The organism is Rhodoferax sp. RT5P35 (genome assembly GCF_056521385.1).
In genome coordinates, this window is the sequence record NZ_JBWMAX010000013.1 from 39,843 (window position 1) to 60,636 (window position 20,794).

At 61.5% G+C, this 20,794-nt stretch carries 16 protein-coding genes and 2 riboswitches; of the genes, 9 read left to right on the forward strand and 7 right to left on the reverse strand.

The features are described 5' to 3' along the window. The first annotated feature begins 67 nt into the window (after positions 1-67). Entirely contained in the window at positions 68-1,012 is a 945-nt protein-coding gene (locus AC097L_RS18750) for a class I SAM-dependent methyltransferase (protein ID WP_479588236.1), read from the forward strand. Between the two features lie 69 nt (positions 1,013-1,081). On the opposite strand, the gene AC097L_RS18755 is transcribed toward AC097L_RS18750, so the two are convergent. Then, positions 1,082-2,005, reverse strand: a complete 924-nt coding sequence (locus AC097L_RS18755; RefSeq protein WP_479588237.1) for a Tim44 domain-containing protein — start codon at positions 2,003-2,005, stop codon at positions 1,082-1,084. 243 nt (positions 2,006-2,248) lie between these two features. On the opposite strand from AC097L_RS18755, the gene AC097L_RS18760 reads away from it, so the two are divergent. From AC097L_RS18760 to AC097L_RS18790, 7 genes are all read left to right on the forward strand, one after another. Next, positions 2,249-5,206: an EAL domain-containing protein gene (locus AC097L_RS18760; protein ID WP_479588238.1), complete on the forward strand. Its 2,958-nt coding sequence runs from the start codon at positions 2,249-2,251 to the stop codon at positions 5,204-5,206. Between the two features lie 206 nt (positions 5,207-5,412). Then, positions 5,413-5,967 carry a DUF3455 domain-containing protein gene (locus AC097L_RS18765; RefSeq protein WP_479588239.1) on the forward strand — a complete coding sequence of 185 codons (555 nt, stop codon included), beginning with the start codon at positions 5,413-5,415 and terminating at the stop codon, positions 5,965-5,967. A 50-nt stretch (positions 5,968-6,017) separates the two neighbouring features. Continuing rightward, positions 6,018-6,596: a sigma-70 family RNA polymerase sigma factor gene (locus AC097L_RS18770; RefSeq protein ID WP_479588240.1), complete on the forward strand. Its 579-nt coding sequence runs from the start codon at positions 6,018-6,020 to the stop codon at positions 6,594-6,596. Beyond that, positions 6,593-7,315 carry an anti-sigma factor gene (locus AC097L_RS18775; protein WP_479588241.1) on the forward strand — a complete coding sequence of 241 codons (723 nt, stop codon included), beginning with the start codon at positions 6,593-6,595 and terminating at the stop codon, positions 7,313-7,315. The genes AC097L_RS18770 and AC097L_RS18775 overlap by 4 nt, the downstream gene beginning before the upstream one ends. A gap of 17 nt (positions 7,316-7,332) precedes the next feature. Further along, a riboswitch (glycine riboswitch) is annotated at positions 7,333-7,438 on the forward strand. 131 nt (positions 7,439-7,569) lie between these two features. Continuing rightward, a riboswitch (glycine riboswitch) is annotated at positions 7,570-7,679 on the forward strand. Between the two features lie 51 nt (positions 7,680-7,730). After that, entirely contained in the window at positions 7,731-8,954 is a 1,224-nt protein-coding gene (locus AC097L_RS18780; protein WP_479588242.1) for a D-amino acid dehydrogenase, read from the forward strand. A gap of 225 nt (positions 8,955-9,179) precedes the next feature. Next, complete coding sequence (locus AC097L_RS18785; protein WP_479588243.1) at positions 9,180-9,989, forward strand: substrate-binding periplasmic protein; 810 nt, start codon at positions 9,180-9,182, stop codon at positions 9,987-9,989. 48 nt (positions 9,990-10,037) lie between these two features. Next, positions 10,038-12,497, forward strand: a complete 2,460-nt coding sequence (locus AC097L_RS18790) for an EAL domain-containing protein (protein WP_479588244.1) — start codon at positions 10,038-10,040, stop codon at positions 12,495-12,497. A 74-nt stretch (positions 12,498-12,571) separates the two neighbouring features. Here the strand turns inward: AC097L_RS18790 and AC097L_RS18795 are convergent, their stop codons facing one another. The 6 genes from AC097L_RS18795 to AC097L_RS18820 all read right to left on the reverse strand — a co-directional run bounded on the left by AC097L_RS18795 (position 12,572) and on the right by AC097L_RS18820 (position 18,909). After that, positions 12,572-15,301 (reverse strand): DEAD/DEAH box helicase, encoded by a 2,730-nt coding sequence (locus AC097L_RS18795; RefSeq protein ID WP_479588245.1) that lies wholly within the window; start codon positions 15,299-15,301, stop codon positions 12,572-12,574. Positions 15,302-15,428: 127 nt separating this feature from the next. Next, positions 15,429-16,223 (reverse strand): transporter substrate-binding domain-containing protein, encoded by a 795-nt coding sequence (locus AC097L_RS18800; RefSeq protein WP_479588246.1) that lies wholly within the window; start codon positions 16,221-16,223, stop codon positions 15,429-15,431. Between the two features lie 31 nt (positions 16,224-16,254). Then, positions 16,255-16,983, reverse strand: coding sequence for an amino acid ABC transporter ATP-binding protein (locus AC097L_RS18805; RefSeq protein ID WP_479588247.1), 729 nt, complete (start codon positions 16,981-16,983; stop codon positions 16,255-16,257). Continuing rightward, a complete protein-coding gene (locus tag AC097L_RS18810) occupies positions 16,967-17,620 on the reverse strand; it encodes an amino acid ABC transporter permease (protein ID WP_479588248.1) in 654 nt (217 codons plus the stop codon). The genes AC097L_RS18805 and AC097L_RS18810 overlap by 17 nt, the downstream gene beginning before the upstream one ends. After that, on the reverse strand, positions 17,617-18,336 hold the full coding sequence (locus tag AC097L_RS18815; protein ID WP_479588249.1) for an amino acid ABC transporter permease: 720 nt from the start codon (positions 18,334-18,336) through the stop codon (positions 17,617-17,619). Before AC097L_RS18815 ends, AC097L_RS18810 begins: the two co-directional genes overlap by 4 nt. Before the next feature lie 264 nt (positions 18,337-18,600). Next, entirely contained in the window at positions 18,601-18,909 is a 309-nt protein-coding gene (locus tag AC097L_RS18820; RefSeq protein WP_479588250.1) for a hypothetical protein, read from the reverse strand. A 272-nt stretch (positions 18,910-19,181) separates the two neighbouring features. Between AC097L_RS18820 and AC097L_RS18825 the strand changes: the two genes are divergently transcribed. Continuing rightward, the gene (locus AC097L_RS18825; protein ID WP_479588251.1) at positions 19,182-20,651 is read left to right on the forward strand and encodes a DUF4435 domain-containing protein; all 1,470 of its coding nucleotides are present in this window, start codon (positions 19,182-19,184) and stop codon (positions 20,649-20,651) included. Positions 20,652-20,794: the final 143 nt, after the last annotated feature.

The window sequence follows — 20,794 nt, forward strand, 5'->3', positions numbered from 1 at the left end:
TAGCGTATTGTGCATGTGAATTATGGGCTGCACGGCTTTTTTATTAATATTTTAGATTCTGGTATCCATGCAAGCCCTACTCAACGCCATCGCCAAGATGGATCTGCCCACCGATGCGCAGCGCATTTTTCACGGCCGGTGCGGTCTGTATCCAGGCTGTGAGCATTGGGCGCTGGATGCTTTTCCGCCCGTGTGGGTGTTGACCTGTTTCCAGCCAGCAGCAGACGACGCGCTAGCCGCCATCGGCACCGCCTTGGCGGCGCGCTGGCAGCAGCTGGCACCGGACCAGCCACTGCATTGGGTCTACCAATGCCGGTTCGAGGGCCGTACCGAGACCCGTTTGATGGCAGGTGCCGTGCCCGATCCGCATGTGGTCACGGAGCAGGGCGCACGCTTTCGTGTGCATGTGCTCCAGGGGCAGAACCACGGCCTGTTTCTGGACATGGCCGAAGGCCGTCGCTGGGTGGCCAACCACGTAAAGCATGTGGCGGGCCGCCCGGACTTTCGGGTGCTGAACCTGTTCGCCTACACCTGTGCTTTCTCGGTGGTGGCTTTGCAGGCGGGTGCCAAGCGGGTGGTGAACGTGGACATGGGCCAGGGGGCCATCGGCATCGGGCAGCAGAACCACCGGCTCAACGGCCTCAGCACCGGGGCCAGCTTTTTGCCGCACGACATCTTTACCACCTGGGGCAAGATCAACCGCAGCGGCCCGTACGACTTGGTCGTCATCGATCCGCCCAGCTACCAGAAAGGCAGCTTCGTCGCCACCAAGGACTACGCCCGCCTGATGCGCCGCCTGCCCGATCTGCTGATGCATGGCGGCCATGTGCTGTTGTGCCTGAATGCGCCGGAGCTGGGTGTGGCGTTTTTGCAAGACCAGATGCAGGCGCTGGCCCCTGGATTGGTGTTTGTCGAGCGGCTGGCGAATCCGGCGGTGTTTGCCGATGTGTCGATGGATCGGGCGTTGAAGGTGCTGGTCTACCGGGCTCCGATGCCAGAAGCCGTTGCATAAGCCGCTGCCCCAATGAAAAAGCCCCGGCACGGGGGTGCCAGGGCTTGCGCGTTGCGTTAGCGCAGCAGCTTACATCTGCTGGATCCCCGACAGCAGCCAACCACCCGCACCTTGCAGCGGTTTGGTCAAATGCCAGACTTCGTCAAACGGCTCGGATGGCGCCGTGGCTTCTTCGCGGATCAGGCCGGTGAAGCGCACGATGACCACATACTGGCCGTTTTCTTCGGCCACTTCCAACACATCGCCGTCGATGTTGACCACATCGGTCTGCTGCGCAGCTGCGCCGCGGTCGCTCAGGTCCATCTTCAACTGGGCAAACATTTCCGGCGTGGTGAACTGGCGGATATCGTCCAGGTTACCGGCATCGTTGGCCGCTTGCAGGCGGATGAAGTTGACCTTGGCGTTGCGCACAAAACCGGCCACGTCGAAGTCCGCGGGGATAGACTGGCGGGTAGGCATGCTGCCACCCACACCGGAACCAATGGCGGAGCCGATGCTGGAACCCGTGGATGTCCCGGGCATTTCCATCTTGTAGGCGGGCGCTGCGGGTGAGAGGTTAGTGGGTGCACCTGCTCCGGCGTACTGCATGCCACCGACGGTGCCGGCTTTTGCCGCAGCACGTTTACGCAGGAAGAAGCCCACCGCGACCATGATGCCAGCGGCCAGCAGGCCCATCATCAACATGGAAGCCAGTTCGCCGCCGAAGCCAAAGTGCGATGCCAAAGCGGCCAGGCCCAGGCCTGCGGCGATGCCTGCCAGCGGACCCATCCACGAGCGCTTGGGCGCTGCAGCGGGTGCGGCGGCGGCAGCGGCGGCCGGGTTGGCTGCAGCTGTTTGTGCCGGTGCGGCTGTGGGTGCCTTGTTGGGCGTGGCATCGCGCTGCATACCCAGGGATTTGCCTGCGCCCATGCGCCTGGCGGCTTCTGCGTCGAACGCGGTCATGGACAGACCCAGCGTGACGACCACGGCCAATACAGACAGTAATTTTTTCATGGTTTCTCCAGTGATAACGGATTGATATACCCGCAATACTAGTGAATCCAGAGCCTATGAAAAAGCAGATAAATGAGGATATTTAGTTCTGATAAACCGGAATTTGGAATACGCTGTGCACGGGTGCCCCCCGGCTGTACAAATAGCCCCGACAAACACACATCCTGTTTTAGCGTGCGTACATGGTCTGTATACCCCCCCTAGGTTTTAGAATCTGGCACTGCAAGCTTTTTGCCCACCACTTTGAACGACCGCCCTGACCCATCTCTCGCGCCTGCGCCGCAGGACTGGACCCGTGCGCCAGAGCGTGGCGACGCAAACAACCCCTGGAAATTGGCTCTGGAAGGCTCGGGCGTGGGCGTGTGGGATTGGGATCTGTGCACTGGCAGCCAAACCTATTCCCCGCGGTGGGACGAAATGCTGGGCTTTGCCAGGGGTGAACTGGCCCCAGGCTTTGAAGAGTTCGCCAGCCGTGTACACCCGGACGACATCGCCCCGATGCAGGTGGCGGTAGCCGCCTACCTGAATGGTTCGGCACCCAGCTACAGCATGGATTTACGCATGCGCCACAAGGACGGGCACTGGGTCTGGATTGTGTCCTGCGGCATGGTGGTCAGCCGGGCTGCCGACGGCACTCCCTTGCGGATGATCGGCACCCACACCGACATCAGCGCGCGCAAACAGGCCGAGGCCGAATTGCGCGCCTCCCATGCCCAGTTGCTGGAGCAAACCCGGCTGCTGCAAACCACCACCGCCAGCATCAGCCAGGGCATTTTTGTTTTCAATGCCGAGATGCGCCTGATCTCGTTCAACCAGCGGGTCTGCGAAATGCTCCGCTTGCCAGAGAGCTTTCTGGCGGAACGCCCCTCGCTAGCGCGTATCAGCAGTGTGCAGTTCAAGCGCGGTGACTTCGGCCCAAAGGCGAAATGGGTAGAAGAGAGTGCCCGCGCCTATGTGCTGACCGGTGGTAGAGCCCCGCTGCCTGAGCATTTTTTGCGCGACACCCCGGATGGTCGAACCCTTGAGGTCAAAAGCAAGGTGCTGCCCGACGGCGGCATGGTGCGCACCTTTGCCGATGTGTCTGACTATGTGCAGGTCCAGGCGGATCGTAAGCGGCTGGACCTGCTGCTGATGGCCATGCAGTCGCTGGCGCAGGTCGGGGGGTGGGAGGTGGATAGCATCCATGACCGGGTGTTCTGGACCGAAGGTGTGTACCGGATTTTTCAAACCTCGCCCGAGGAATACACGCCGACCACGGCGATGGGCACGGCCGAGCGGGTATTTACGCCAACCTCCATGGCCAAAATCCGTGCCGCGTATGCCGACCACGTCAAGCCGCCGACATTGCATGATTTCGAACTCGAGGCGGTCACTTTCCGTGGTGAGCCGATCTGGGTGCATGCCATGGACACCTCGGTGTGGGACCAGGGGCAACTGGTGTCGCGTATCTTGGTGTTGCAAAACATTACCGAGCGCAAACAGGCCCAGATAGCGCTGCTGGAGACCGAAAACCGTTGGAAGCTGGCGCTGGAGAGCACCGGCGACGGCGTGTGGGACTGGCACATCGAGAGCGGGGTGGAATACCTATCCAAACGCCTGGTCGAGATGTATGGGTTTGCAGAGGGAGAAATCCCGGATTTGCCAACCGAACTGGACCAGCGAACCCACCCTGACGATATGGCCCAGATGGACCGCGACCGCGATGCGCACTTTGCTGGCATCACCAGCACCTACGCCAACGAACACCGGGTGCGTTGCAAAGACGGCAGCTGGAAATGGGTGTTGAGCCGGGGCATGGTCATCCACCGCGATGCGCAGGGGCGGCCCTTGCGGATGATCGGAACGCACACCGATATCACCGATCGCAAAGCCTCTGAGGCGCTGATCCGCCAGCAGGCGTTTTTTGACACCCTGACCGGTCTGCCGAACCGGCGCATGCTGCGCGACCGGCTGGAGCAAGAGGTCAAGCGCTGCAAACGCGATACGCAGCAACTGGCCATCTTGTTCATCGACCTGGACCACTTTAAAGAGGTTAACGACACCCTGGGCCATGGCAACGGCGACCTGCTGCTGATGGAGGCGGCCCGGCGCATCCAGGCCTGTGTGCGCGAAGCCGACACGGTGGCCCGCATGGGCGGCGACGAATTCACGGTGATTCTGACCGAGGTCACCGATGTCCACCGCCTGGAGCCCACCCTGCAAAAGATTCTGCGGGCCATGGAGCAGGTGTTCCAGCTCGGCAACGAGCAGGTGTTTGTGTCGGCCAGCATTGGTATCACCCTGTACCCGCTGGATGCCAAGGACATCGAAGACCTGTTCAAGAATGCCGACCAGGCGCTGTACGTGGCCAAAGGCGCGGGCCGTAACCGTTTCAGCTTTTTTACCCCGGCCTTGCAGGAAGCCGCGCAAACCCGGGTCCGTTTGGCCAACGACCTGCGCTCCGGCCTGCAAGAGCAACAATTCCGGTTGGTCTACCAGCCCATCGTTGAACTGGCCACGGGTCGGGTGCACAAGGCCGAAGCGCTGATTCGCTGGCAGCACCCGACGCGCGGACTCGTCAGCCCAGCCGAATTCATCCCGATTGCCGAGTCCAGCGGGCTTATCGTCGACATCGGCGAATGGGTGTTCCAGCAAGCGGCGCGGCAGGTGCAGCTCTGGCGCAAAAACCTGCATCCCGACTTCCAGATCAGCGTCAACAAATCGCCGGTGCAGTTCCACCATGACAGCGGTGGCCATCTGCCATGGGCGCAGCAGCTGCAGGCGATGGGCCTGCCCGGCTCGGGCATTGTGGTGGAGATCACTGAAGGCCTGCTGCTGGACACCAGCGCCCGGGTTACCGACCATCTGATGGAGCTGGCCGACGGTGGTATCCAGGTGTCGCTGGACGACTTTGGCACCGGCTATTCCTCGTTGTCGTATCTGCAAAAGTTCGATATCGACTTCATCAAGATCGACCAGTCGTTTGTGCGGTACCTGATTCCGGCATCTACTGAGATGGCTTTGTGCAAGGCGATGATCGTGATGGCGCATGAGCTGGGCATGCAAGTGATTGCCGAAGGCGTGGAAACCCCACAGCAGCGCGATCTGCTGGCCGCTGCGGGCTGTGACTATGGGCAAGGCTATTTGTTCTCGCGCCCGGTCTCCAGCGCGGACTTTGAAGCCTTCTGGGCCGCCGCACAGCACCCCAGCCCAGACTGGTGAATTTATACAAAAAGTGCCGATGGCGCATGCAGATGCTAGGCTAGTAGCTATTTAATTGATAGCTATTTTTGTACGTTTATGGGCGACGTATCGAAATATTTTTGTGGAAGTGCATCCAAAACCGGGTCTGGCGGGTAGTACCTGTAGCAGCGCAAAAAAGAGCTGTCTGTTGTCCTTATCCGCTAAACCTTTTTTGGAGTACTTTCATGTCGATCAAACCTCTTTCGCTTCTTGCTGTTGTTTCCGCTGCCGCTGTGCTGAGTGCCTGCGGCTCTATGGCCCCGGCCAAGCCCATGTTCAGCCAGGACAGCCTGCCCGAGGCCGTCAAGGTGCCCATGGGCAACAAGGTGGCCCTGGAAACCGTAGGCGTGGGCGAGATCACTTACGAATGCCGCGACAAGGCCAACGCCCCCGGCATGACCGAGTGGGTGTTTGTAGGCCCCACCGCCGCTCTGAACGACCGCAGCGGCAAACAAATCGGCAAGTACTACGGCCCGCCCGCCACCTGGGAATCCATGGACGGCTCCAAAATTACCGCCACCCAACTCGCCGTAGCCCCCGCCGGTACCGGCAACCTACCCTACCAGCTGGTCAAGGCCAACCCCGCCATGGGCATGGGCGCGATGGCGGGTGTGACGCACATCCAGCGCGTAGCCACCCAGGGCGGTGTGGCACCGGCCAGCGCCTGCAGCCCGGCCAACAAAGGCGCCAAAGAAATCGTGAAGTACCAGGCCGACTACATTTTCTGGAAGGCTGTCTAAACAGTAGAGCTGGTTTCGGCGGCTACCATCGAGGGACGTAACTCCTTTCGATGGATCCGCCTGTGACGACTACTCCCGAAGACTTCAACTACGAGCGCGCCCTCCAGGGCTGCGCCCGCGGTGACCGCCAGGCACTGCACGATATTTACCGGCAAGAAAGCCGCCACTTGCTGGGTGTGGCGCTGCGCATCGTGCGCCAGCGCCAACAGGCGGAAGATGTGGTGCACGACGCTTTTATGAACATCTGGACCCAAGCCCGCAGTTTCGATGCCCAGCGCGGAACGGGCCGGGGCTGGATCTTCAGCGTGGTGCGTAATTTGGCACTGAATGCCGTACGCAATGGTGCCCGTGAAGTGTCGGTGGATGAAGAAACCGCCGAAGCCCTGGATGCGCAAAGTTCTATGGATGCGCACAGCCAGGTGACGGATGCTTTTGAGCTGAACATGAGCCTGGGCAAACTCAACGACTGCCTGGCCCGGCTGGAGCCTGCGCGGCGCAACTGCATCCTGTACGCCTATGTGGATGGATGCTCGCACGGCGAGATTGCCGAGCGCACCCAAACGCCCTTGGGCACCGTCAAAGCCTGGATCAAACGCAGCATGGGTAACTTGCGGGAGTGCATGGCATGAGCGCGCAGCAAGAACCTCTATCGCCCGACGACCTGGCCGCCGAATACGTGCTGGGCACGCTTTCGGCCACCCGCCGCCGCTGGGTGGAACAGCGCCTGCCCACCGATGCCGCTTTGCAGGCCGCCGTGCAGCGCTGGCAAGAGCAGTTGCTGCCGCTGGCCGTTCTGGCCGAGCCGGTAGAGCCGTCCGAGGCACTGTGGCAGCGCATTGACCGCAGCGTGGCCCACGCCGCGGCCCCGAGCCGAGCCGCCATCTTGCCAGCCAGCCCGCCGTGGTGGGACCGGCTGGGCCTGTGGCGCGGCCTGGCCGGTGCCGGTTTTGCCACCGCCGCCATCCTGGCCTCGGTGTTGGTGACCCGCCAGGGTGTGCTACCCGTCGGGCCGCAGTACATGGTGGTGCTGGTCGCGCCGCAAGACAAGGCACCCGGCTGGGTCATCCAGGCCAGCGACACCCGGCAACTCAGCCTGACGGCGCTGGGTCCGGTGGCCGTACCCGCCGAGAAATCCCTGCAGTTCTGGACCAAGGGCGAGGGCTGGAACGGCCCGGTGTCGCTAGGCCTGGTCAAGCCGGGGCAAACCATCACCATCCCGCTGGACAAGCTGCCGCCGCTGCAGCCCAACCAGCTGTTTGAGCTGACCCTGGAGCCGGTGAACGGCTCACCCCTCAATAAACCCACCGGCCCAATCCAGTTCATTGGCCGTGCGGTGAAGGTGCTGTGATACCGGTGCGATAATCTCACGAGATACCGGGAGAGACTGCTCCCCTTGCTTTCACGCAAGAAATCAGCGCCGAAGGAGCAACCGCCCCCGGAAACTTTCAGGCAAAAGGACCGGTATCTATTCGAGTCACCGCCGGTTAAGGGTAGGTCGTGCACTTTCCAGAAACACCGCAGAACTGGCTTTGCCAGGCTGCAGGTGCTGCCCCCTGCAAGGGGGTTGGCGAAAGATGCGCAGCACTGCAGCCTGGGGGTGAGTCACATTTCTCTGAAGAGTAGCTGGGTTCGTCACCTGGCTCACCGCAGGAGCAAGCGGACTGGCAATATGCCAGCCGTGAATCTCTCAGGTCCAAAACAGAGGGGGCGATAGCCGCGCACGTTTGTTGCTATCCCCCTGTTGACGTTTTGGAAGTCTCATCATGAAAAACTTTGCTGTTATTGGCGGTGGAATCACGGGCGTAACCACGGCCTACGCTTTGGCTAAACGCGGTTATGCCGTTACCTTGTTCGAAAAACACCGCTATGCGGCCATGGAAACCTCGTTTGCCAATGGCGGGCAGTTTTCGGTGTCCAACGCCGAGGTGTGGAACCACTGGTCCACGGTGCTCAAGGGTGTGAAGTGGATGCTGCGTAGCGATGCGCCGCTGCTGGTCAACCCTAAGCCCAGCTGGCACAAGATGGCCTGGTTTGCCGAGTTCATTGCCGCCATCCCGCAGTACGAAAAAAACACCATCGAAACTACCCGCCTGGCGATGGCCGCTCGCCAGCACCTGGATGCCTGGGCGGCCGAGGAGGGCCTGGACTTTGACCATAAGCGTGAAGGCATCCTGCACATCTACCGCGACAAGGGTAACTTTGTACACGCAGGCAAGGTCTCCAAGCTGCTGGCTCAGGGCGGGCTGGACCGCCGCGCCGTGACACCGCAAGAGATGCGCGCGATTGAGCCCACGCTGGCGGGCGACTACTACGGCGGCTACTTTACCGAGAGCGACACCACCGGCGACATCCACAAGTTCAGCACCGGCATCGCAGCGGCTGCCGAGCGCCTGGGCGTGCAAACCCGCTACGGCCATGCCATCCAGACCGTCAAAAGCGATGGCCAGGCCGTAACCATTACCGCGCAAGACGGTGCTGATATCCACACCAGCGTGTTCGACGGCGTGGTGGTCTGCGCGGGTACGGCCAGTCGCGATATTGCCGCCCAGTTGGGCGACCGGGTCAACATCTACCCGGTCAAGGGCTATTCCATCACCGTGAACCTGGACGACGCGCACAGCCAGGCATCGGCCCCGATGGTCAGCCTGCTGGACGATGAAACCAAGCTGGTCAGCAGCCGCCTGGGGCTGGGGCGTTTTCGGGTGGCGGGCACGGCCGAATTCAACGGCTACAACCGCGACATCCGGGCCGACCGCATCCGCCCGCTGGTGGAATGGGTGCAGCAGTGTTTCCCCGGCGTGCGGACTGAGAACGTGGTGCCCTGGGCCGGGCTGCGCCCCATGATGCCCAACCTGATGCCGCGGGTGGGGCCGGGCAAGCGGCCCGGCGTGTTCTACAACACCGGGCACGGGCATTTGGGTCTGACGCTGTCGGCGGTCACGGCCGATATGGTGGCTGCCATGGTGGGCAGTTCCACTGCCCCGTAAGTTTCTGTAAGGGTATGGCCGCCCATTCCTGCGTAAAGTAGAGTCTGGTCTGGCAAATGCGGGGTTTTTGGCATTATTTTGGGCTCTTGCGGGCATATGAGGGGCTTGAAAAGGATACAGTCCGTTACATGGTGTGGAGCGTTTTGCGTTTCTCGCCGCGACGGCTTGCTTTCATCCATTCTTCAACCATCGGTTGTTCACACCCTGCGGGCTAGAAGGACGTTCATGCGGTTCCCTTGTTCCATCAGCAGCCTGCTGCACCACCCGGTTTTCCGGGCGGTTGTACTGGCTTGCGTGGGCAGCACGGCGTGGGCGGCCGAACCCTGCAAGCAACTGGTTGCCACGGGTAACCCCGAATACCCCCCTTACCTGTGGCGCGATGCCGCCGATGTGGGCCGCCTGGTGGGGGCCAATGCCGATCTGGTGCAAATGGTGGCCAAACAAATCGGCATCCCCATTGAGGTGCGCTACGTAGGCTCGTGGGCCCGGGTGCAGGAAGAAGCCCGGCTGGGGCGCATTGACCTGATAGCGGGGGCGTTTTTCACGGTCGAGCGCCTGGACTACATGGACTACATCTACCCGGCGTTTCGCGAAACCCGCTCGGTGATCTGGGGGCGGCAAGAGGCTCCGCTGAAGTATCGGCAGTGGTCGGATCTGAAAAACCTGTCGGGCATGACCGTCATCAACAACAGCTTTGGCGAGGACTTTGACCGTTACGCCAAAAAGAACCTGAAGATCAACACCGTGCCCAGCCTGGAGCAGGCCTTCAAAATTTTGCAACTGGGCCGGGTGGACTATCTGGTGTACGAAGAGGACCCTGGCTTGGCTTATATTGCCAAATTTTCCATTCCCGGGCTGGTGCCGGCTAACCCGTCGGTCAGCAACGAGAGTCTGTACCTGACCATGTCCTACAAATCCCCTTGTAACACCAGCGCGATGCGGGCGGCCCTGGCCAAAGCCATGTACACCCTAGCCAAGCAAGGCGTGATGAAGAAAATGGTCGAGGCCAATATCCAACTGTGGCGTACCAAGTAAATCTTATGCGCTCTGTGGGGTTGCATGCCGTAAGCGGCGAGGGACGGCGTGCCTAGGCTATCGCTGCGGCAGATCATGACCCTGGGCGTAGCGCTGGGGATTCTGCTGCCTGCCCTGGTCATGGGCAGCCTGGTGCTGAAACAACGCTACGACCGGGAGCTGGAACTGCGCATCCACGAGCCCTTGTCGCAGTACACCCAATTGCTCTCGAGTGCACTGGCCATGCCGATCTGGAACGTGGACAAGGCGGTGGCCAAGCAGCTGATGGATGCGGTGATGCGCAATCCAGATGTGGTGGAGGTGGAGGTGGAGGACGAGTTTGGCAACCCCTTTGTGTCCGGCAATGAGCAGCTGAGCCGCAAAGGCCTGGTGCTGAGCCAGCAGAGCGACATTGTGGTGGACAGCAAGCGCATTGGCCGGGTCCGCGTCGGACTCAGCACCGACCGCATCATTCGCCAGCTGTGGATCGAATTCACTCCACTCGGCCTGGCCTTGCTGGTGCAGGTGGGAATCTCGTTTTTGCTGGTGTTTTGGCTCGTCGAGCGGCGCGTAGTGCATCCCTTGTACCGGCTCCAGATGGCCACCGTGCGGCTGGCACGCGGGGAACTGGACCAGCCGCTGGCCTGGCACCGCCACGATGAAATCGGCCTGCTGGCGCAGGGCCTGGACAGCATGCGCGAGGCATTGGGTGGACTGATCGCCCAGCGCGATGCCCAAAACGCCGACTTGCAGCAAGAGCTGAACGAGCGTTTGCGGGCCGAACAGGCGCTGCGCTACACCGAGGCCAAGTTCAAGGCGTTTTTCCATGCCTCGCCGCTGGCCATGACGGTCTCGCGCAACGCGCCGGGCTATCCGATTGCCGACATCAACGATGCCGGGCTGCGCCAGTTTGGCCTGTTACCTGACGATGTGCTGGGTGCCAGCCATACCCTGTTGTGGTGCAAACCGCAGGACCAGGCCCATGTGCTGGAAGTGGTCCAGCGTGTGGGCCATATCAAAGGCTTTGAAGCGCGCCTGCGCCGCGGCGAGGCCCTGCAACCCGCGCCCGTGCGCAGCCTGGCGGAGAATGATTCGGGCTACCACGGCTATGGGGTTGAAGAGGCTGCTGGCGTAATTTTGTGCGAGGTCTCGGGCCGCATGATTGATTTGGGCAGCGAGCAGTTGTTCATTCTGGTGCTGGAGGACGTGACCGAGCGCAAGCGTGCCGCAGAAATGATCTGGAACCAGGCTAACTTTGACCGCCTCACCGGCTTGCCCAACCGCCACATGTTCCACGACCGGCTGGAGCAGGCCATGGCCAGCGCCAAGCGCGACAGCCGCTCACTGGCGCTGGTCTTCTTTGACCTGGATTTGTTCAAGGAGGTCAACGACACCCTGGGCCATGAAATGGGCGACGTGCTGCTGCAGGAAGCCGCCCGCCGCTTGCGTGTGGGGGTACGCCAAAACGATCTGGTGGCCCGCCTGGGCGGCGACGAATTCACCCTGGTCCTGGGCGGCCTGGCGAATATCCGCGACGTGCACCAGATCGTGCAAGACGCTTTGCGGCGGCTGGCCGAGCCGTTTTTGCTGGGTGGCCAACCGGTGCATATCTCGACCAGCGCGGGCGTCACTTTTTACCCGCAGGATGCCACCCAGGTCGAGGCGCTGCTGAAAAATGCCGACCAGGCCATGTACGCCGCCAAAAGCCAGGGTCGCAACCGCTACACCGTGTTCGCGCCGTCCATGCAGGATGCGGCGCAAAAGCGCATGCGGCTGGTGAATGATTTGCGCGTGGCCATCGCCGAGCAGCAGTTCAGCCTGTTCTACCAGCCCATCGTCGATTTGAAAACCCGCCAGATCCACAAGGCCGAGGCCCTGGTCCGCTGGCGGCATCCGACCGAGGGCATGGTCAGCCCGGCGGACTTCATCCCGATTGCCGAAGAAACCGGCATGGTGGTCGATATCGGCCACTGGGTTTTCCGCGAAGCCGTGCAACAGGCGGCGCTGTGGCGGCAGACGCACCATCCCGACTTCCAGGTCAGTGTGAATGTCTCCCCGGTACAGTTTCGCAACGAGGGCATCGACCAGGCTGCCTGGCTGCAGCACCTGCAGGCGGCGGGCCTGCCGGGCCAGGCGGTGCTGATCGAGATCACCGAAGGCCTGCTGATGGATGCCGGCGGCAATGTCACCGAGCAACTGCGCGGTTTCCGCCAGGCCGGCATCGGGCTGTCGCTGGACGACTTTGGCACCGGCTACTCGTCCCTGTCGTATCTGAAGAAGTTCGATATCGACTTTCTGAAGATCGACCAGTCCTTTGTGCGCAACCTGACCGCCGACTCGGACGACATGGCTTTGTGCAATGTGATCATCGTGATGGCCCACACCCTGGGCCTGAAGGTGGTGGCCGAGGGCGTGGAGACGCAGGAGCAATGCGACCTGCTAGCCGCCGCCGGATGCGACTACGGCCAGGGCTACCTGTTTGCGCGGCCCGCGCCCGCCGCCGAGATGGTCCTGCAGCTAAATTTATAGAAAATACGGCTCTAGCGCATATAGAGTATACGCTAGTAGCTATATTTTTAATAGCAATTGATTGGGGTGCCTTTTCAGACCCGATGCCCCGTACGGCCCCAGCGGCGGGCGGCTTCTTCGGGGGATGGGACTGCGGCCAAACTTCCCAAACTTCCCAACGGTGCCAGCAGCGCATCCAGATCCGCCGCGCCAAACTTCAGCCCACCCTGCGCATCGTGGCCCAGCACGCTGTTCGCCAGGGCCAGTTTGCGGGCCTGCAGCTCCAGCATGCGCTCTTCGATGCTGCCTTCGACCACCAGTTTGTAAACGAACACCGGCTGGTCCTGGCCGATGCGGTGGGCGCGGGCGGTGGCCTGTTCTTCCACTGCGGGGTTCCACCACGGGTCCATGTGGATGACCGTGTCGGCGGCGGTGAGGTTCAGGCCCACGCCACCGGCTTTCAGGCTCAGCAGCAGCACGGGCACTTGCCTATCTTGGAAGCGCTGCACCACGCTGCCGCGCTCTTTGGGCGGGGTCTTGCCGGTGAGGCTCAGAAACGACAGTTCCAGCAGGGCCAACTGCTCCGCCACCAGCGCCAGTAGCTCGGTGAACTGCGAAAACACCAGCACCCGCCGTCCCTCGGCCACCATCTCGGGCAGCATGTCGGCCAGCAGCGCCAGCTTGGCGCGCTCCATGGTTTTGGCGGGCTTTTTCCCTTTGAGCAGATGCGGGTCGCAGCAGACCTGGCGCAGCTTGAGCAGGGCATCGAGGATGGTGACTTGGGCACCGTGAAAGCTTTGGCGCTCCAGCACGCGGCGCACCTGCAGGTCGGCGGCTGCGCGCACGCCCTCGTACAGCTCGCGCTGCTGGCCTTGCAGCTGCACACGCTGGATGACCTCGGTGCGGGCAGGAAGTTCGCTGGCCACGTCTTGCTTGCGGCGGCGCAGGATGAAGGGGCGCACCCGCTGGGCCAGCAGGGCCGCGCGTAGGGTTTCGCCGTTCTCTTCGATGGGCTTGCGCCAGCGGGTGGCGAATTGGCGCGCATCGCCCAGAAAGCCCGGCATCAGCCAGTCAAACTGTGCCCACAGCTCGCCCAGGTGGTTCTCCATCGGCGTGCCGGTCAGGCACAGGCTGTGGCGGGTTTGCAGGCGGCGCAGAGCGCGGGCGCTGCGGCTACCGGCGTTTTTGACCATCTGCGCCTCGTCCAGAATCACCAGGTGGAAGTGCTGCGCCGCCAAGGCATCCAGGTCGCGCCACAGCAGCGGGTAGGTGGTCAGCACCAGGTCGTGCTGGGGCATTTGCGCAAACAAGGTGGCGCGGTCCGGCCCTTGCAACGTCAGCAGACGCAGGCCGGGGGCCATGCGGCGGGCTTCGGCCTGCCAGTTGAAGATCAGCGAGGTAGGCAGCACCACCAGCGCGGGCCGATCCAGCCGCCCGGCCTGCTTTTCTACCAGCACATGGGCCAGGGCCTGCGCGGTCTTGCCCAGGCCCATGTCGTCGGCCAGGATGCCGCCCAGGCTGTGGGCGCGCAGATACTGCAGCCAGGCCAGGCCCTCCAATTGGTAGGGCCGCAACTGCACCTGCAGGCCTTCGGGCGCGGCCACGGGCTGCGGCGTGCCCAAGGCCTTTAGGCGCTTGGCTAGGCTGGCCAGGCCCAGGTCGCCTTCCAGTTGCCACGTGTTCTGCGGCCCTACGCGGTGCGCGTCCAGCAGACCGGCGCGCAGGGCTTCGAGCCGCCGCGCCTCCCACGCGCCCAGGCGCAGCAGGCCGTTGTTTTGGTGGCGCAGTGGGTCGGTGAGCAGATCGACCATCGCGCCGATGATGGCTTTTAGCGGTGCCGCTGGCGCGTCGATGCGTCGGCCGCCGGGCGCGCGCAGGCTGATCACCGCATGGTCGTCAATGGTGGCAATCTGGTCGGCGTGCAGCCACCGGCTGTCTCGTTTCAACAGTTCGGCCAGCATGGGGGCCAGGTCCAGCGTCTCGCCGTCGATCTCGATCCCTAAGCTCAGCAGCCACGCACCTTCGCGCTCCGGCAAACGCAGTTTTTGTACGCCACGCCCGGGTGGCACCAGCGGCTCGGCCAGTTCCTTGGACGCGATTTCGCCGGTGTCGGGGTGGACATGCAACTTCCAGCGCTGTACCGGCACACTCTCATGCGCAAAACCAGGTTGCACGGCCACCGCCCAGCCTTGGGCCTGCAGGCGCGGCACCTGCTCGGCCCAGAAGTCGCCAAAAAAAGCCTCTTGCGCCAGCGTCCACACCGGGCCCAGGTCTGGGCGATCGTCCCGGCTGCGCCACTGGAAGCTGTGCGCGGCCACCGGCACCAGACCCAGCTCCCACACCCGGTCCATGGCATCGGCTTCGGCCGCCAGATCGCGCTGCATCTGCACGACAGGGCCGCCGGTGTCGAACAGCTCCTGCACCGCTGCGGGGCGGTTGTTCAGAATGGAGGTGGGCGCGGGGGTGGACCAGCGCTGGCCTTTGTTCGTGCAGTAGGTCCAGTCGATCTGCGCCAATGTCACGCTGTCGTCGCGCGGGCCCAGCTTGCCCTGCGGTTTAAGCCCCAGCAGCCCGTCGCCCCGGCCCAGGGTGAGCAAGGTGATGCGTGGGCGGAAGTGGCCGGGAACGGTGTTGGGGTCGGTTTCGGGAAATGAGGGTGCCGCTTCGGGTGAACCGTCTTGCCGCAGCAAGGCCATCACCCGCGCCGCATCGGCATCGGCCAGCGTCGGCAGCCCTTTCAGCGTCGCCGCGTCGGCCTGGTTGCGCAGCGCATCGACCCAGGCGGCGATGGCGTGGCTGGGCGGCGACGGGGGGTGGCGGGGCATGCTGGGATTGTGCCGCGTACGGGATGTTGGTCTGTGCGGACAGCCATCTTTTCATATAAAAAATAGCTACTAGCCCAGGTTATACCTGCGCTAGTAGCTATTGATTTAGGAGTGTCTCAACCCGCCATCAAACGGGCTTTACCACCGCCGTCGGCAAATCCCGGCCATGGTATTTCTTGTAGATGGTGTTGAGCTTGCCGCTCTTGATGTTGGTGTTGACCCAGGCGTTTATCCATTCCTTCAGCTGGGGTTCGCCCTTGTTCATGGTGATGCCCAGGCCGGAGTCGAGCTGGGCGAACTTCATTTCGAAGTTTTTGCCGGGGCTGCGCTTGTTGATCTCGCCCATGTTCGACGGGGTGCTGGAGAAAATGTCCACCTGGCCGGTAACTACCGAGGTGATCAGCGTGGCGTCGTCCTCAAAACGCATGATTTCTGCGCCCTTGGCCTCTTTGGTGGTCAGGTTGTCATTGGTGGTGGCACGGGTCAGGCCGATGCGTTTGCCGGCCAAGTCGGCGTAGCTGGCGATCTTCACATCCTTGGGTGCGCCGACCATGATGGTGATGGCCGAGTAGGGGATGGAGAAGTCCACCACCTTGGCGCGCTCTTCGGTGATCGACAGGCTGGAGATCACCAAATCCGCGCGCTGGGCTTGCAGCGTGGGGATGCGGGCTGCCGTGGTGATGGGTACGATTTCTAGTTTCACGCCCAGGTCTTTGGCCAGCTCGGTGGCGGTGTCCACATCCGAGCCGGTGGGCTGCAGGTTGGCATCGGCAAAGCTGAACAGCGGCGTGCCGATGGCGATGGCCACGCGGACCTTGCCCGCTTTTTTGATGTCGTCCAATTGGTCGGCCAGGGCGGCGTGCGTGCCGCAGGCCAGCAGTACGGCGGCGATGGCGGTGCGGGTGAAGTAAGTGGTTTGCATGTCTGTCTCCGGGTGGTTATAGAAAAAAGGCTTACAGGCCGTTGTCGAGAAAAGCTTTGAGTTCGGGGGTCTTGGGCGCGTCCAGCATCTCGCCTGCGCCCACCTCCCAGACCTTGCCATGGTGCATGTAGATGATGCGGTCGGCCACGCGCTTGGCGAAGGCCATTTCGTGCGTCACCAGCAGCATGGTCATGCCGCCGGCGGTCAGGTCTTCCATCACGCGCAGCACCTCGCCGGTGAGCTGGGGGTCCAGGGCCGAGGTCACTTCGTCAAACAGCATCACCTTGGGTGACATCGCCAGCGACCGGGCAATCGCCACGCGCTGCTGCTGGCCGCCGGATAGCTGCTCGGGGTAGGCCCCGGCTTTTTCTTGCAGACCCACCTGCGCCAGCACGCGCAGCGCCACCGTATGGGCTTCGGCGCGCGGCAGTTTTTTGACGTGGCGCAGGGCCAGCAAAATGTTTTCTTCTACCGTGAGGTGCGGAAACAGGTTGTAGCTCTGGAACACGATGCCCACTTCCAGCCGCAGCTGCTTCAGGTCCACCGTGGGGCTGTCCACGCGGATGCCGCAGACTTCGATGCTGCCCTGGTCGATGACCTCCAGCCGGTCGATGCAGCGCAGCGCCGTGCTTTTGCCCGAGCCGCTGGCCCCGATGATGGCAACCATTTCGCCCTTGGCGACTTCAAAGGAAACTCCCTTCAGCACCTGGTTCGAGCCAAAGCTCTTGTAGATGTTGTCCAGCTTAACGATTTGCGACATTCAGTTTTTTCTCCATGGCTTCGCTCCAGCGCGACAGCGGATAGCACAGGGCAAAATAAAACGCGCCCACGATCGTGAAGATCAGAAACGGTTGAAAAATCGAGTTGTTGATGATCTGGCCCGCACGCGTCAGCTCCACAAAGCCGATCACCGAGGCCAGCGAAGTCATCTTGATGATCTGCACCAAAAACCCCACGGTGGGCGGCAGCGACAGGCGCACCGCCTGCGGAATGATCACCAGGCGCAGCGTTTGCCAGCGCGAAAACGCCAGGCACTCGGCCGCCTCCCACTGCGGCTTGGGCATGGCATCGATGCAGCCGCGCCAGATGTCGCCCAGGTAGGCGCTTACGTAGACCATCATGGCGATACCGGCTGCCACCAGAGACGGCAGCGAATAGCCGTACACCGACAGCCCGAAGTACACGATGAACAGCAAAATCAGCAGCGGAATGCCCTGGATGCACTCGATGTAGCCCAGCGCCAGCCAGCGCAGCCAGCGGCGCGGCGAAATGCGCGCCAACATCACGCCAAAGCCGCCCACGCTGCCCAGCACAAAGGCCACAGCCGACAGCACCAGCGTCCAGCCGATGGAGGTGAACAGGTACAGTAGGTGGGTGCCAGTGAAGCTGCCCATCATGCGGCCACCGCCTTGTTTTTGGGGCTATTGCGCAGCGCGGCCTGGCGGATCACCCGGCGGCGGCGAAACACCAGCTCGCCCAGCACCCCAGTCACCAGCTTGATCACCAGCGACAGCGCCAGGTACAGCGCGGCCACCACGATATAGGTTTCCAGCGAGCGGAAGGTGTCGGACTGCACCGTGTTGGCAATCGCCGTCAGCTCCTCGGCTGAAATCTGCGAGGCCATGGCCGATGCTTGCATCATCAGCAAAAACTGGCTGGTCAGGGCCGGGTAGACCTTCTCGATCGACGGCTGCAGCATCACATGCCAGCCGATGCGCCACTTCGACAGGCCCAGGCATTCGGCCGCCTCAATCTGCCCCTTGGGCACCGATTCCAGCCCGGCGCGGATGATCTCGGCGGCGTAGGCGGCGATGTTGATCACCATGGCCAGCACCGCCGCCACAAAGGTCGGCATCCGGATGCCCACACTGGCCAGGCCAAAGTACAGCAGAAAGATTTGCACCAGAAACGGCGTGTTGCGCACCACCTCAATGTAGGCTGAGCAGATGCCAGACAAGGGCTGAACCCGGCTGCGCTTGGCAAACGCCACCAGCGTGCCCACCGCCACACCCACCACCACGGCCACCGCCGTCATCTTCAACGTCAGCCAGGCCCCATTCACAAACACCGGCCAGTAGGGCAGCAGGGTGCTGAAGTCGATCGCGTACTTCATGGGCGGGGCGCAGCTCGGGGAGGGTTGGGGTGCATAAAATTTGTTATCTGTTGTCGTACAACTTCCGAAGGAATTATGGGCGGCAGAACGGCCTGGGGGCCCGGGGGTTATCCCTTGATGCACCTGGCTTGCGCGCAGCCTGGTGTGTGCTATCAAAATAGCAATAAAAGTTAGATGAAAAAATAGCCTCTAGCGTATTTACTATCTACGCAAGAAGCTATTTATTTGATAGTGAAAATGCAGAAACTTTGCACACCCCCATGCTTAGCGCGTGCTGGTCACCTTCAACAAATGGCGCGGTTTGTCCGGGTCCTGACCGCGGGCGCGGGCCACGTCTTCGACCAGCAGGTAGAAGCTTTGGATGGCGGTGATCGAGTCCATGTCTTCGTGCGGGGCGGTGGCCGGGGTCAGGTCGCGGCTGGCGCCGGTTTTGCAGTTCGGTACGCCGCAATTTGCTATCGAGCTGAGGGATTTGCGGGGAGGGCTTATGTCGGCTTGGGGCAAAGGTGGAAGACCGCAGTGGGCCCGTTGCAGCCCTTCGCCTTGGAGAGCATGGTGCTTTAAAGCAGTCATCAGAACGCTTAGCGCCATCTTTCTCTGGCATGGGGTACGCTTGGTAAAGACATAGTGCCAAGAATTACGAATCGCTTCAGGTCTCAATTCCCGCTACCCTTACTCATACGATCAACCTTAACGCAGCAAATTCAATATCAATCATACCGATAACGCGATCCATCACCCTCCCGCGCCACGGAGCAGCCGACGAGAGGATTGCAACCGGTAGGAATTTGCTTTTTGTTGGTGCCAATGGCTCAGGCAAGACTCGCCTCGGTACCTGGCTAGACATGAGCTCGCCAGAACAAGCCCGCGTGTTCAGAATCTCCGCGCAGAAATCGCTGTCAATGCCTGACACGACGACACCGATCTCTATCGATCTGGCGGAACAAGATTTAGTGTTTGGTCACCCCAACGCGGGACAAAACAAGAACAATCGATGGCAAAACAAGCCCGCCACGTTTTTCCTAAACGACTTCCAGAAGCTGATGGTTTTTCTATTCTCGGACGAGACGGAGGAGAACGCCAAATTTAAGGCCGCCCAGCGGCAGTCAGCCATCAAGCTCGAGCCGCCGCCGACTAGGATGGACAAGGTGAAGCAAGCATGGGAGCGGATTCTTCCTCACCGCGAACTCGTGATCGGTGGGTTACGAATCCAGACCCAGGTGCGCGGCGACGCAAGCAAAATCTACAACTCGTCTGAGATGAGCGATGGCGAGCGCGTCATCTTCTATCTCATCGGACAGTGTCTCGCCGCGCCTAAAGACGGCATTATTGTCATCGACGAGCCCGAGCTGCACCTACACAAGTCGGTGCAGGCCCCTCTGTGGGCTGAGGTCGAGAGACTGCGCCCCGATTGCCTGTTTGTGTACCTCACCCACGATGTCGACTTCGCCGTTGCCCAGGAAGGCGCGCAGCGCATCTGGCTCAAGTCTTTCGATGGAACGTCTTGGGACTGGGAGCTTATCGAGGACAAGGATGATCTTCCAGATGATCTTTTGATTGAGGTGCTCGGCAGTCGAAAGCCTGTTGTTTTTGTTGAGGGTGTGAGCGGTAGTCACGACGTTTCGCTCTACCGCGAGATACTCAACGGATTCTTGGTCATCCCTCGCGGCAGCTGCGACCAGGTCATTCAAGCTGTCCGCGCTTTGCGTTCGAACACTCAGCTTCACCATCTGCAGGTCTATGGCCTTATTGACCGTGACCGGCGTACGGCACCAGAAATCGCAGCGCTACAAATCGACAACATTTACACACTTGACGTTGCAGAGGTTGAAAACCTCTTTTGCACACAGGAAGTGCTAGAAGTTGTCAGCACTCGCCTAGCTCGCGACACCAACAAAGACTTCAATCAGGCCGTCACCCAGGTTTTCAAACAACTGAAAACCGAACTCGACACCCAGGTCTCGTTGCGGGTCATCTCGGAAGTGAAGTTCCGGCTTAATTACTTCGATGCGTCAGCACGTGGAGTGCCCGCCCTTTCCACAGCTTTGCAACAACTAACCCAAGGCATCGACATTTCTGACCTATACGCTCAGTTTTCCGGAGAATTTCAGTCTTTGATCGATGCAGCAGACTACCGAGGGCTGCTACGTCTCTACAACCGCAAGTCTCTGCCGACCCAGATCGGAAACGCGCTAGGACTGAGGACGGGAGAACTCGTCGAGCTTGTGGTTCGCCTTGCGCGAACTGATGCGCGCGGCGCTGTCGTTACAGCCATCAAGCCCTACCTCGGTGCCTTTGCGCCCTTTGTGGCGTGAGGCTTCAGGCTCGGCATCCAACTGCACACTACACAACTGCGCTGCTACAGACACTCGTGATTCACCCGCGACGTGAGCGCAGATAAAAATGCAGTCCGAAATCCGCGTTCGCTTGTGGCCGAATGTAGCCTAACCACTGACAG